This is a genomic window from Leptolyngbya sp. NK1-12 (assembly GCF_032598965.1).
Lineage (GTDB): Bacteria > Cyanobacteriota > Cyanobacteriia > Elainellales > Elainellaceae > Elainella.
The window spans coordinates 1,361,524-1,375,303 of sequence record NZ_CP053587.1 but is presented as its reverse complement, the minus strand read 5'-3'; the positions used below and the strand labels follow the sequence as shown (position 1 = coordinate 1,375,303).

The 13,780-nt window shown below is 50.1% G+C and carries 9 protein-coding genes; 7 read left to right on the top strand and 2 right to left on the bottom strand.

Translation table 11 applies throughout. The features are described 5' to 3' along the window. Positions 1-297 precede the first annotated feature (297 nt). Complete coding sequence (locus HJG54_RS33730) at positions 298-1,842, bottom strand: NF038122 family metalloprotease (protein WP_316436297.1); 1,545 nt, start codon at positions 1,840-1,842, stop codon at positions 298-300. 805 nt (positions 1,843-2,647) lie between these two features. Here HJG54_RS33730 and HJG54_RS33725 point away from each other — a divergent pair. From HJG54_RS33725 to HJG54_RS33710, 4 genes are all read left to right on the top strand, one after another. Beyond that, a complete protein-coding gene (locus tag HJG54_RS33725) occupies positions 2,648-3,343 on the top strand; it encodes a hypothetical protein (RefSeq protein WP_316436296.1) in 696 nt (231 codons plus the stop codon). Positions 3,344-3,433: 90 nt separating this feature from the next. After that, positions 3,434-4,516 (top strand): DUF1822 family protein, encoded by a 1,083-nt coding sequence (locus HJG54_RS33720; RefSeq protein ID WP_316436294.1) that lies wholly within the window; start codon positions 3,434-3,436, stop codon positions 4,514-4,516. 104 nt (positions 4,517-4,620) lie between these two features. After that, positions 4,621-6,960 carry a CHASE2 domain-containing protein gene (locus tag HJG54_RS33715; protein ID WP_316436293.1) on the top strand — a complete coding sequence of 780 codons (2,340 nt, stop codon included), beginning with the start codon at positions 4,621-4,623 and terminating at the stop codon, positions 6,958-6,960. A gap of 35 nt (positions 6,961-6,995) precedes the next feature. Then, entirely contained in the window at positions 6,996-7,802 is an 807-nt protein-coding gene (locus tag HJG54_RS33710; RefSeq protein ID WP_316436292.1) for a DUF928 domain-containing protein, read from the top strand. On the opposite strand, the gene HJG54_RS33705 is transcribed toward HJG54_RS33710, so the two are convergent. Then, complete coding sequence (locus tag HJG54_RS33705; RefSeq protein ID WP_316436291.1) at positions 7,759-8,121, bottom strand: response regulator transcription factor; 363 nt, start codon at positions 8,119-8,121, stop codon at positions 7,759-7,761. The two genes, HJG54_RS33710 and HJG54_RS33705, sit on opposite strands and share 44 nt — an antisense overlap. A gap of 702 nt (positions 8,122-8,823) precedes the next feature. Between HJG54_RS33705 and HJG54_RS33700 the strand changes: the two genes are divergently transcribed. The 3 genes from HJG54_RS33700 to HJG54_RS33690 all read left to right on the top strand — a co-directional run bounded on the left by HJG54_RS33700 (position 8,824) and on the right by HJG54_RS33690 (position 13,305). Further along, positions 8,824-10,917 (top strand): potassium channel family protein, encoded by a 2,094-nt coding sequence (locus HJG54_RS33700; RefSeq protein WP_316436289.1) that lies wholly within the window; start codon positions 8,824-8,826, stop codon positions 10,915-10,917. 434 nt (positions 10,918-11,351) lie between these two features. Further along, on the top strand, positions 11,352-11,750 hold the full coding sequence (locus HJG54_RS33695; protein ID WP_036011777.1) for a hypothetical protein: 399 nt from the start codon (positions 11,352-11,354) through the stop codon (positions 11,748-11,750). 661 nt (positions 11,751-12,411) lie between these two features. Then, entirely contained in the window at positions 12,412-13,305 is an 894-nt protein-coding gene (locus HJG54_RS33690; RefSeq protein ID WP_316436287.1) for an AraC family transcriptional regulator, read from the top strand. The last annotated feature ends 475 nt before the right edge of the window (positions 13,306-13,780 follow it).

The window sequence follows — 13,780 nt, the reverse complement described above, 5'->3', positions numbered from 1 at the left end:
CACTAGGCACAACCCAATCGATACAAGCAAATTTTTGCTTACGCTAGGGATGAAACAGATTTGGATCAAGCGAAATACAGACATGAATATACAGCCGAGGACAAGTTCAGGAGTCAAACAAGAGATTAAACGTTTCAACCATCCTCTCAGATTATCGGCTGATTCGATCCGAAGCAGATGGGGAAGGGATGATCCTATTGCTACAGATTATTGCTACAGATACCAGGCTACAAAATCTGACCAAAAAATTTGGTCACAAAATCTGGTCACAAAATCTGGTCACAAAATCGCCCATGCCTAAAACGCAGATGATAGCACTCCTGAACCAATCAGCTCTGAACCAATTAAATAATTGGGATCCAAAGCCTCGATTGCCGTGAGACCTTTCTGACCAAAGGACAGTGAAGTCGCGTCACTCAAATCACTAGAGGTTAGGGCTGAATTCAGCAAGTCTGAGTTCAATGGCAAATTCAATGGCAGAGGCGTGACGCTGCTGGTTTCCAGGCTGCCCTGCTGAGGGAGTGGGGGCTGACTGCCGCTACTGCTACTCAGACCATTGATCAGTCCGTCAGGTTCTGTCACAGCAATCCCTGTCCAGCCGGTAGCGAGATTATTAGCGGGTGCATTGGCTGTATCAGCAGTGGCTGCCGCCGGATTCGCGGTATTAAATTCATGCCACCAGCCGCTCGATCTGGCTCTGCGACTACGCCGCCATTCATAGATCTGGCTCTGCTCAACCATGAATGCCACATCTTGACTGCGATCTTGAGTCAATTGCTGCGCCAAGGCTGGATTGGCCTCTAGCTGCGCTACCGTCACCCCCAAGCGCTGAGCCAAAAACTGTTTGGCCTGGGTTTGAAGCGCCAGCAGATCAACGCTAGCCGTACCCGGATCCCAGCCGATTACATCAAATCCTCGACGATCTAGTCCAGTAACATTGCGTCGTGATCCCAGATCAATGTCTGGCTCCATGATGCCCAAACCGCCACCACTCGATTTCCAATGGCTGGCTTGATACCCATCACCGCCCAAGCTGCGATCTACACCGGTGGCAAAATCTGCGTTCTTGGTTGTGCCGCCGTTGATGGAAAAGAAAGGACTACCGCCAACCACCAAATCGAGTTTGCCTTCGTTTGAGAAGCGCATCATGTCAAGGCTAGTGGCATTCTTCAGTGGCCCTCTAGGGTCTAGCTCAACGGTGCCCGTGCCATTATCATCGTCATCGTCATCGTCGTCGCCAAAGCCGGCGATTGGAGTCAACTGCCATCCAGACGGATCAACACCACTATAGAAGCCAAGTACATGTCCAATTTCATGTACAGCCACACTAAAAAAGTCGATACTGTTAGCTGGAGGAGTACCGTTCAATTCGTAGTTCCAGTTCAATCCCAGGCTAGTCAACTGATCGTTCATCAGAATGTAGCCGTCGAGTCCACCATCCTGTGGATTTCGCATTCCCAATGCTTTGGCATTGGCGCGGCTCAGGTTCAGCGTATTGCTGCTCTGCTCCAGCTTATTGGAGGTCATGCCGTCCGGGCCGATCTGATTCACCCAGGCCGTAAAGGAGTTGGTATTGCTGGGCAGGTTTTGGTGAACGGTTTGATCATCGGCTGACTTGCGATCGGCAGCCAGCTGAGTGCGCCAAGTTGAGTAGGACTGATCTGCCTCAATTCCCATCAGTGCGCCACCGGCAACACCCGTCGGCAGAGTGCTGCTGGGTTCAACATAGATATTGACCGTTACATCATCCGTGAAGTAGGTAGACCAGAGACGACCCGCCGTTTCAAAGGCGACCATCTGCTCCAGCGTTGTACCTGGACCGTAGGTGAATACAATATTCATAGCTAAGGCTCTCAGAAGTTTTCAGGTGAGTTAAATCATTTCAAGCCACAAGCAGTAGCTTTACCGGCCAACAATCGAACTGGACCAGTAGGTAGAGCACTAAATCAGCCATGCCGAACGAAGATCCTGATTCAACCTCAGCTTTAAATTGGGTTTCTCTAATTGGGTCTCTCTAATTGAGTTTCTCTAATTGAGTTTCTCCAATTGAAAATTTGTTAGATTATTTCATTGCTACATTTCATTGCTATAGAGGGTTGCGTAGAATAGTCTAGCCCATCTATCCAGACGAAGAACGAAACATGAGAAAACTCTCATCCAATCAAGTATCTACCATGATCGCTTCTATGCAAAACATGAGAAAACTCTCATCCAATTTGATGATTTGTGGTGACCACTCTCGTTGATCATCACGCTAATCTGTTTTTTAAGAATTATCACCTCCTCGCTTCATCTAAAAATTTGTTCCTGATTAGATTCCTTGCTACCATTCCGTCTTTTTGCTACTCACCGTAACGCATCGTTTGTAGAACTACAGCGTTTTTCACTCATGTGAGGGATGGGGGATGGGGGGGCTTCGCCCACACAAGGGCACCGCCCCTACACCCGGTTTTTCGTTCTTCACTAGCCTGAAAAAGGCTGTATACCGGAAAAGAATTTGATGTTAAGATTTGTAACAAGTTCCATTGATTGGGCAAATGCAAGCAGAATCGTTAGTAGAGAAATACGACAATGCAGGGAGGTGAAGCGCGAGCTGTAGCCACTGGGTGCAGAATGCCGATTGACTTCAAAACGGCGGAGCAGATTCATGGTGGATAGGCAGGAGGATATTTATGATTCGACCGCGGCACCGGATGCGGCTCAGGATCCGTTAGAGGCAAGGCTAGCCAAGTGGATTCAAGCGATCCAAGCTTTAGACTCCTCCAGTCCGGAACGGCGGCATTGTTTGAATCGGCTGGTGAACGAAATTCTGCGATCGGGCAAATTAGGGCATCCACAGCGGTCGATTTGGCCGGCTAGCCTTTACGAAGACCTATACAACGAAGCCCTGCAACGAACGCTGTTGATCATCTGCCAAACAGTTGAGCAATATAAACCAGAAAATCCAGTCATGGCATGGGTGAACTTTCGATTACAGCATCAGTTTACTGAAGTAGTGAAAGACTATCAGAAGCAGGGCATCACCCAAATGCCGACAGGCAGTCGCTTTCCGGTCCGCCTTCCTTCTCTGGAGGATTTACCCAGGTCGTCTCCTGCTCCAGAGGCCGATCTGCCCATCCAGCAATTTTTGCAACAGGATCCCGAAGGGCTACTCAAAAAACAGCGGTTGCGAGAGCGCCCCGACATAACGTTTCAGACATTGGCGATTGCTAAGTTTGTGGAAGGCAAAACCTGGCCCGAAGTTGCCGCCACTTTGGATATTCCATCCCAGACACTTTGCAGTTTCTTTAATCGTCAACTCAAACATCTGATTCCCTATTTCAAAAAGTACTTAGAAGTATAGTTAAACTGCCCTGCTGGCAGTAGTTATAGATAAATACCTGTTGCTACGGATGCTTATGTTACTAATGGTTGGAGTGCAGCGAAATCAGCTATGAATCAAACCATAGAGCCGCTTACCTTTACTGTACCGCTTTCATTTGCAGCTCATGCAATGGCCCAACAGCAAGGATCCCAAACTCAGCCAACCTATTTGAAGGCGCTAGCGGTTTATGCCGTTGACTTTTACCTGCGCTGTATGGGGATCGAAACCGATCTTGAGCAGAGCGACTGGCACGATCCCTGGATGGCGAAATTGATTGATGTGGCAGACCTGTGGCTCAAACCCTACGGTAAGCTGGAGTGCTGTGTTGTGCAATCCGATGCAGAAGTGCTATCGATTTCGCCAGATGCGGAGGCGGATCGGATCGGCTACATGGCAGTGCAGTTGGATCCGACACTGAAATCAGCAACACTGCTAGGCTTTACGCCAACACCAGCCCCCAATCTGCCGCTGACCGAACTACAATCATTAGAGCAGTTTCTGACCCATTTGCAGTCCTTGGCAGCTCCGAATGCACTTACAGATGCACTCCCAGAGGCGCTCATAGATGCGCTCCCAGATGTACTTCCAGATATACTCCCAGTTGCTCCGCCGCTCGCTGGAACTACGCCTGCCCCGCCCATGACTGCCCCTACCTCTCAACCTGCCTCTGTCCCTGTCCCCAGACCTGCAAGAAATCCGAGTCATCCCATGATCAATCTGAGAAACTGGCTAGAAGGAATCGTTGAAACTGGTTGGCAGCCAATCGAACAGGTGTTAGGCAGTAGTCAGATGCCGATGGTGGCTGTTCGCAGTCAGAGTCAGCATGAGATTACAGTGCGGCAAGCCAAACTGATCGATGTTGGCATGGAGTTAGAGGGGCAGTCGGTCGTGCTGTCTCTGGCAATTACGCTGAATCCAGACACCAGTATGAATGTGCTCGTGCAGCTCTATCCGGCTCCTGGTAACAGCTATTTGCCGCCGCATCTCAAATTGACCATGCTGAGCGAGGCGGGCGAACTGCTGCAAGAAATCTGCTCTAGAGAGCAGGACAGCTACATTCAACTGCGGCATTTTCGTGGCGAGGCAAGCGATATTTTCGAGATCCAGGTCAGTTTAGGCGAAGTCTGTATTAGCGAAAGTTTTGTGCTGTGATTGCTCTTTATTGCTCTGATTCTTGCTGGTTTTCTTTTATTCCTGTTTGTTGCTCCTTTGGTTAGTTCTGGTCGGCTGCGGCTAATAGTACGATTAATAGCACGATGAGTCATCTAGTTGTTCTCAACTTAGGTATAGGAGATGTACACAGCGGTTGTCCAAACGTGATCGCTCAGGTTTCGAATCGGGCCGAAAACCACTATCCCATGCAGTACATCGGCAGTTTGCCGCCTGCACCCGAACTAGAGCAGCTCTATCGACGCTGGCAGTTGCTCTATCGCGAGTTCTACCGAGAGCGGGGAGGACAGCCACAGTGGTCAGCCCCACGAGCGATTACCATCTCTACTAGCGGTGTCACCCATTTTTCCGAAGTTGAGTTTAGCGATTTGGCGCAGCAGTTGCGGCGGCGGTTGAACCAGTGGCTAAATGCTGAATCCTTTCATGCCATCGATCGCAAATTGAGTCGCTTGTTTGATCCAACCGATGCAATTCAGGTGATTATCCAAACGAACGATCCGTTGCTGCGACGCTTGCCCTGGCACCTGTGGAACTTTTTTGAAGACTTTCCCCAGGCAGAAGTGACCCTCAGCGTAGCTACCTATGAGCGTGTTCCCGACCGGCCTCAGTCTACTGGCAGCATGCGAATTCTGGCAGTGTTGGGCAATAGTGAACAAATCGACGTGCAGAGCGACCGACAGGTACTCGAAGCCCTCCCAAATGCAACACCGCTGTTTCTGACGCAGCCCAGCTATCAAGAACTGCACGAACACCTCTGGGATCAGCGCGGCTGGGATATTTTGTTTTTCGCCGGTCACAGCCAAACCGAAGATCTGGACACCAGCGAGACCGGACGAATCTATCTCAACTCCCACCAAAGCCTAACGCTGGATCAGTTGCGTCACGCCTTAAAGCGAGCCATCCGACAGGGATTGAAGCTGGCTATTTTCAACTCGTGCGACGGGCTGGGATTGGCACAGGCACTGGCTGATCTGCAAATTCCCCAGGTAATCGTGATGCGTGAACTCGTGCCCGATCTAGTGGCGCAGACATTTTTTCGGGAGTTTCTCACCCAGTTTGCCAGTGGGTGCAGCCTCCATGCCGCTGTCCGCGAAGCCCGCGAAAAGCTGGAAAAGCTGGAAGGTGACTATCCTTGCGCTACTTGGCTACCGCTGATTTGCCAGAATCCAGCCGAGCCGCCGATGGATTGGCGGACTCTCCCAGCACCTGCGGCTCCCCATTCCGCCCAAAAACTGCGCTGGCCGATGCTGTTGACCAGCCTCGTAGCAGTGGGAGTGATTGGCGTCCGCTATCTGGGCGGCCTGCAAGCGCTAGAGCTAACCGCATTTGATCAACTGATGCGCCTCCGTCCTGCCGAACCGCCCGACTCCCGCCTGCTGCTAGTCACCATTACCGATCAGGATGTGCAGCAGCAAGATGCGCAAGAACGGCGAGGGGCATCTCTCTCGGATCGGGCCTTGGCCCAACTGCTAGAAAAACTGCGTCCACATCAGCCGCGAGTAGTAGGACTCGACCTCTACCGCGATTTTCCGATTGATCCGGCTTCTGGGCTAGAGGCGCAACTTCAACAAGTACCGCAGTTTGTCGCCGTCTGTGAAGTGGGGGAAGGCGGTGGCACCAAACCCCTAGCCGGCATTCCCAACGAGCGGCTCAGCTTCAGCGATCTGCCAATTGATCCCGATGGCGTGGTGCGACGGCAAATTCTGGGCATGGCGGCAGCTCCCACCTCGTTTTGCGTCACCGATACGGCCTTTAGCTTCCGGCTAGCTCAGCGTTACTTAGCCGCCCAGGGCATCCAGACAACTCGCGATGCCACAGGAACAGTTCAGATCGGCGAGACTCGCTTTCCGCAACTGCGCCCCGACAGCGGCGGCTATCACCAGCTCGATGCCCTTGGCTATCAGGTGATGCTCAACTATCGGGCCGTCCATCCACCCGCCGATCAGGTGACGCTGGGCGAAATTCTGAGCGGTGCTCTCGATCCCCAACTCGCTGATCTGGTCCGCGACCGGATTGTCCTCATCGGTACGGTCGCCCCCAGCTTCAAAGACTACTTCCTCACACCCTACAGCCAAGCCGACCCAATGCAAAAACTGCCCGGAGTGGTGATCCAAGCCCACATGACGAGCCAACTCCTGAGTACCGTCCTCAATCAACGACCGCTGCTGCAGAGTTTACCCAACGGGGCCGAAATCGTCTGGATTTGGATCTGGACCACGCTGGGCGGGGCACTGGTACTCGTTTGCCGCTCGCCGTTGTCAATAGGGCTAGCTGGAGTTGGAGCCATCCTCCTCTTGGGCGGGATCAGCTATGGTGGTTTGCTGCAGGGTTGGTGGCTGCCTCTGATTCCAGCCGCGATTGGATTGGCGATCAGCAGTAGTGCAGGCGCGGCTCATCGCTTAATTTATCTCATTACCTACACCTAGTCATGTATCACACAAAGTCATCCCCAAAAAAACGTTTGATTCAATTTAGTGTTCTTAGTTTCCTTCTCGTTAGCATTCCAGTAGCTACACCCATCTCAGCGCAACCAACGATTCAGCAACCTCGAATTCCTACGGTTGCCCAGGCTGCTCCAGAATTTTCCGATGTGGGTAGACCCCGTCGCCGTAGGGGAGGAGGGAGTCGTGGCTCTTGTCTGATTGCCGACAAACCACCGCTCACCGCCCTTGTGCCCGACAGCAGCACTGGCTACACACTGGCTCAGTCACCTGGCCTCTGGTTTTACCTGCCCTATCGCCTCACCGACCAACATGCAATCGAATTTGTGCTCAAAGACAGCCAGGATAATCTGGTCTATACCAAAACTATTGCAGGAAACGAAACGGCTCCCGGCATTGTCAATCTGCGTCTACCAGAGTCCGTGATTCTTGATACCGCCCAAAGCTACGAATGGTATTTACTGGTGCAGTGCGATGCTGAGAATCAAGAGCGATTTGTGTTTGTGAATGGGGCGATTCGGCGGCTAGAGCGTCCAGAGCTTCAGCAGCAGTTGGCGTCTCTGCCGACGACGGAACATTCCAATCTCTATGTCAGCGAGAATCTCTGGTACGATGCGATCGACAGTACAGCAACTCAGCTACAAAATGCGCCTCACAATGGCACAGCTCGCAGTAGCTGGATGGAGCTATTGCAATCCGTCGGCTTGAGTGAGCTAGCAACAGAACCGCTTGTGCCTTGCTGTGGGCTTGAATCAGACTTGAATAAGAGCAATCTCGCCGATCCTAAGCACGCAGAATCGCTTCTACCTGCCCCAGCAGCTCATTAAAGCGAAAGGGCTTAGTAATATAGGCTCTGGCCCCAAGCTCTATACTCTGGGCATAATCTCGGTCATCAGCCCTAGCGGTCAAAATAATCACTTCGGGCATTCGGTCCTGAGTTCGCTGTAACTCCCTCAGCACAGTCCAACCATCCTTGAGCGGCAAGCCCAAATCGAGCAACAGTAGGTCAAAAATTCCCTGTTGCACCATCTGAAGTGCCTCCTCTCCGTTTGTGGCAATGGCTGTTTCATAGCCATGCTTTTGCAAACCCTTTTCCAGGAAAGCTGCTATCCGGGGTTCGTCTTCCACAATCAAAATCTGAGGCATCGTTAAAACCATGTACATATGACGGATTTCAGTGATTGGTTTCTAAATTTGAGAGGAGGCCAGACAAGCATCAGAAAGAGATTACCCTCAATTTATCATCAGAAATATGCTCAGGTGATCCTATCCATTGCATAAAAACGAGCAATGAAACCTTGCTCGCTACCCTGACTCCCATCTTGACTAACACCTAACAACACCCTGAGAGCTGGTTACAATCGACTAGCCGTAGAACTGTAAATTGACTGTAAGAACGGATACCTTTACATTAAATTAGCGGTTTAAGAAGCAAATGAACACTTAATGAGGACATTCTCATCCTCTTTGCCAGGATAGCCCATACCGCGTATCGTCTCAATCGCCTTGTTGCTAATTCTGGCAAAGCCGCCTATTTCCCCTATCAAAAACCCCATGGTATCTACAGCTTTCATAAACAGGTTGTGAACAGGGGGTGTGGGGGCAGTGCCCCCACGCAGGGGTTTCACCCCTGCACCCCTTCATATCCTGCAAAGGATGGCTATAGGCTCATTTGTAATAGTGACTTGTAATACTGACTAAAGAAAGGGACTGGCTGTTGTCGTCTCCTGTGGCATGGCATGATAGAAGTGCCCAAAGAGATTCATGAGGAGGCGACTTCCTTACAACCAAGCAGGCTAACAGACATCCGTCCGAGAGGCAACGAGTCCATTCATCTTTGTACTCTCTATGACTCCAACCCATCCCACTCGCTCTCAATCCTCAGCTACCGTCTCGGATACGAACGACATTGATCACTTCTTAGTTTGCGGCCTAGGTAACCTGGGCCAATACTGCATTCTCAACCTCAGACGATTTGCGCTCGGTGATGCCCAAATTCATATCACAGCCATTGACAGACAGCACCCCTCAGAGTGGGAAGTGCAAGATTTGCCGGCTCTGCTGTCAGGGCACCTGATTCTAGGCGATTGTCGCGATGAGGCAGTATTGTTGCAAGCTGGAATTCAACGATGTCGGACTATCTTGCTCGTTACTAGCAATGAAAGTGTGAACGTTGAAACCGCTATCGTCGCTCGTCGCTTGAACCCAGAGATTCGCATAGTCATGCGATCATCGCGGCGAAATTTGAATCAGTTGCTAAAACAGCAATTTCAGGATTTCGTCGCGTTTGAGCCAACCGAACTTCCGGCTTCCTCCTTTGCCCTCGCAGGACTTCAGCAAGGTATCCTGGGATGGTTCACGATCGATGACTACCGCTTTCAAGTTGTCGAGCAAACTGTGCAGCCAAAAGACTACCGCTTTGATGCTGGTCTAGCCATTTCTCTCCACAAACGAACTTACCGCCTGTTAAGCTACAATCCGGCCAATGCCGCTCAGATTCCTACCCGCGCTTTCTATCAATGGACCAGCTCAACTAGCATCACCGCTGGCGATACGGTCGCTTATGTCGAATTGGTTGAGTCAAGTACTCCGACTGCCCCATCAAAAACGACCGTCCTAGAACAACCGCTGCAGCGATTAGGCAAACCGCTCCGAACCGTCCTACGGCGCAACTGGCGGGACAATCTGCAAACCTTAGCCGGATGGTTACAGGCTCAGCGCAGTCGGCAAGTGATCGCCATCGGCGTCGGCATTGCCTTGCTGCTGTGGACGCTCGGTGCTGTGTTGCTGCAACAAACCCTCGGTTTATCTTGGCAGCAGGCTACTTCCACAGCATTTATTTTAATCCTGGGCGGCTATGGTGATGTGTTTGGCGGTTTGGAAGCCGATCCTGCACCGGGCTGGGTGCAGTTTATCTGTGGTTTGATTTCCCTGGCTAGTATCGCTTCAGTTTTGGGTGTACTGGGCTTGATTACAGACAATCTCCTCAGTTCTCGCTTTGAATTTTTGCACCGTCGTCCCCCTATTCCTAAGCAAAATCATGTCGTGGTAGTGGGGTTTGGGCGATTGGGCCAGCGGGTTGCGGCGATTTTAAGGGAGTTTAAACAACCTGTCGTTGCCATTACTGAGCGGATAGAGAACATACAGCGTTCTGCTTCAATTCCGTTGCTGGTTGGTGATACCATCACTGAGCTGGCGCGGGTAAATTTGGCAATGGCTAAAAGCGTGGTAGTTGTAACCGATGATCAGATGCTGAATCTGGAAGTGGCCCTGATGGCACAGAATCAAGCTCAACAGGTCGAGCGCTCGATTGGGCTGATCATCCGCACCTACGATCAACGATTCAGAAATAATGTCTTGAATCTTTTGCCGGACTCAAAAGCCTTTGCATCTAACGAGCTGGCCGCCGAAGCCTTTGCCGGGGCCGCCTTTGGTGAAAATATTCTGGGATTATTTCGTTTGAATCAGCAAACCATTCTTGTTACCGAGTATTTGATTAGTGCAAATGATACCTTGATTGGTAAATCGTTGTTTCAAGTTGCTTACGGGTATGGCGTTGTTCCTGTATTTCATCAACGGGCAAATCAAACGTTAGGTGAGGACGTAGCTGAATATTTGTTTCCGCCAGATGAACGCCAGCTCTATGAAGGCGATCGGCTAGTGGTTTTGGCGTCCCTCAACGGCCTGCGCCGCATTGAACATGGCGATCTAGCACCGCCTAGCCGCTGGCGACTGACTGCCCAAAAACCTCTGAATCCATCTTTTTTGCACTACTGTGGCAATGACTTAGCCCGTATCTCAGGCTGTGGTCTCAATACAGCGAGAGCATTCATGGAAAATCTGCCGGGCAGCATTGACCTGTTGCTGTACGACTACCAGGCACACAAATTGCAGCAGGAGCTAAGCCGCAGGCTGCCAATGACGCTGACGCCGTTGTCTTAGTGACTCTAGTGACTATTAATCCTGCATTTGGCCGCTTACCGTTCTGCTGCTGACGATCAGCCACCGAGTTAGAATCGGCCAATACTCTGAAGAATATCAGTTGCTCGTCAAGCTGTCGTAGTTCGGCCAAAATCGGCTGTTCTCTGTTGCGTCTAATCTAGTTATATCAAATCCGGTTGATCAGCCAGAGTTCGCGTAGAGGCGTTTCGGCGAAACGCCCGTACAACGCGGCATTGAAATCTAGGGCGTTTAGTCGGATTTGATATTATATCGTGTTTACCAGAACAGAGATATTGTTGTGGCGACGGCTATAGTTGACTTTCTATAGTTGAGTTTCTGTAGTTGACTTTACTGTAAATAGTTCAGTATTTTGAGAACTGAAACAACTGCTTTCTCTTTCAGTCAGGATACTGGATAATTTCAAGGAATAAGTCATGATACAAGAATACGAATTTAGCGGCAGCCAGAATGAACTGATTGGCGATCTTGGCAAAAAAATGAATTTTGTCGGCACTTTAATGATTGTTGGAGCGATCCTAGCCTTTATCGGTGGAGTGCTAGCTTTGGTTGCTGCCGCTTCCCAGGGTAGATTTGACTTTGGTGCCATCATTCAAGGAGTATTCCTGCTGCTGACAGGGATCTGGACCCGCAACGCTGCCCAAGCTTTCAATCGAGTCGTGAGTACAACCGGATCGGATATCGAAAACATTATGGGCGCACTAGGTGAATTGCGCAAGCTTTACACCCTACAATATTGGCTAATTGTCATTATGCTGGTTGCTCTGGCGATTACTCTTATCCTTAGCCTGCTGGCTACCTTATTCGCCAGATAGCCTCAGTAGATCGAAAATGAATTTGTTTGGATCACTAGGGCCTGTTTTAAAAACCCTTTTGTCATTGCAGTAGCCTTTCGATTCCCCTTTTCTTGTTGCGTGCTTCCCGCAGGGTATGCCGCAGGCGCTAAGCCTCCTAAACCCCAGCGGGGATGCGCCTTCGTAGATGAAGGGGAACTTCAAGCCACTTCTTGTCGGTATGTGCTGGCACACGGGCTTCACCTTTCGTAGTTTTAACTGACTTCGTTTCAGTCTTTATCGCCCCCGTTCGGCTGAGCGTTCGAAGCCTAAATCCCCCATTCTGGGGGACTTTGATTAGACAAAGTTGATCATTCGATTTGGTAAGCCCAGTGATCTGGCCCAGTAATCTGGCTCAATGATCTGGCTCGGAAGTCTCCCATTTATGGGTCCTAGCGCCTGCGAGATCCAAGAAAAGAGGGCTGAGCTTCTGTGCAGCAGCTAGAGTAGGTATATATCCCATTCCTCTACTCACCTATGTTCACTCTAAAATATATTTTTTATAGTGCTATGTGTTTTATTTAAGTCCAGGCTGGACCATTTATGCAGCTCGACCAAGTTTTGTCGCAACCAAGTTAAAATTAACGAGTACCCTCCGTATTCCTGAGTAAAACTTCCTGAGTAAAACCTCCTGAGTAAAACAATGCCAGATGCAGAACCACCAGGTGTTGATGCAAGTTACAACCATGTTTATCCAGAGTTCCTCTCCCAATCGGCGTTGCTTTCGAGTGGGAAAATCTTGAGCGGAGTCAGGGTTGATCAACTACTGCTACCGCCAGGAGAAACACCCGAGTATACGCTTGACGAATTCGTTCTTACGATTAATCTAGGTTCAGGATTTCAGGTAGAACGAATTTTAGACAAAAATTCGCAAAGCGGCTTCATGTTTACGGGGGCTGTAGCACTCTGCCCGATGCACGTACCCCAAGCCATTCGTTGGGATCGCAATGCTCATATTCTTTTACTGCATTTAGAGCCTGAACTGTTGAATCGCAACGCTGTAGAACTACTCGATACGGATCAATTTGAGCTAATACCACATCTGATTATGCAGGATGCGCTGATTCATCAAATTGGAGTGAGATTAAAAACACAGCTTCAGATCAATGGTGCCAGTAGTCGCCTTTATGCCGAATCAGCCGCCACCTTTTTAGCGGTTCATTTGCTGCAAACCTATTCCACTCGGACGTTTTCAGTACAGGAGTATGAAGGTGGATTACCCCAGCAAAAGCTAAAACAGGCAATTGCCTATATCCAGGAGCACTTGGCACAGGAGCTTTCTTTGAATGCCATCGCTGATGATTTGGGTATGAGCCGCTATTATTTTTGTCGGCAGTTTAAGCAGTCTGTCGGGCTTAGCCCGCATCAGTACGTGATTCAACAACGGGTAGAGCGAGCCAAACAACTTCTAAAACGGGGAGGCATGAGCCTGAGTGAAGTCGCCATCACCTGTGGATTCACACACCAAAGCCATCTCCATCGCCACTTCAAGCGTTTGACTGGAGTAACGCCAAGAACATTCATTAATTTACATTGACGAAGAGGCTTAATAAGAAGACACGGAAACAAGCGCAAGATCGTGCATTGATCGCAAAAACGTGCAGGAACTTTCTGATGCAGTGATTTATCGTCGATGTACATGCCAGAAAAATTAAGCGGAAGGTGACGCGATGCAACCATCCCTATATGCAAATACAACGTTTGACCTTTATCCCAGCCTGTTTCCCGGCTGCAAAAAGCACCCTCAAGGGTACTGACAGATTAAACAATTGTCTACAGAATGAACCCATGGCTGAATTCTAGGTGAGTAGTGAAGTGGGTTGAGGAGTCAGGAGTCAGGAGTCAGGAGTCAGGAGTTAGGAGCCAGGAGATGATGCGACAGATAGCTGCTTGAAATACGAGACCCAGTAAATCGAAAATGCTTCGTTTGGATTACTAGACTTAGGTTCGTTCGCGCAGCATGTGCACAGCACAATCCCCCTAAACCCCTGCGGGGACGCGCCTTTGGCGTA

Coding starts and splice junctions, on each gene's coding strand:
- HJG54_RS33700 (WP_316436289.1), top strand. CDS start 8,824: ATGACTCCAACCCATCCCACTCGCTCTCAATCCTCAGCTACCGTCTCG.
- HJG54_RS33715 (WP_316436293.1), top strand. CDS start 4,621: ATGAGTCATCTAGTTGTTCTCAACTTAGGTATAGGAGATGTACACAGC.
- HJG54_RS33690 (WP_316436287.1), top strand. CDS start 12,412: ATGCCAGATGCAGAACCACCAGGTGTTGATGCAAGTTACAACCATGTT.
- HJG54_RS33720 (WP_316436294.1), top strand. CDS start 3,434: ATGAATCAAACCATAGAGCCGCTTACCTTTACTGTACCGCTTTCATTT.
- HJG54_RS33730 (WP_316436297.1), bottom strand. CDS start 1,842: ATGAATATTGTATTCACCTACGGTCCAGGTACAACGCTGGAGCAGATG.
- HJG54_RS33705 (WP_316436291.1), bottom strand. CDS start 8,121: ATGCCTCAGATTTTGATTGTGGAAGACGAACCCCGGATAGCAGCTTTC.
- HJG54_RS33725 (WP_316436296.1), top strand. CDS start 2,648: ATGGTGGATAGGCAGGAGGATATTTATGATTCGACCGCGGCACCGGAT.
- HJG54_RS33695 (WP_036011777.1), top strand. CDS start 11,352: ATGATACAAGAATACGAATTTAGCGGCAGCCAGAATGAACTGATTGGC.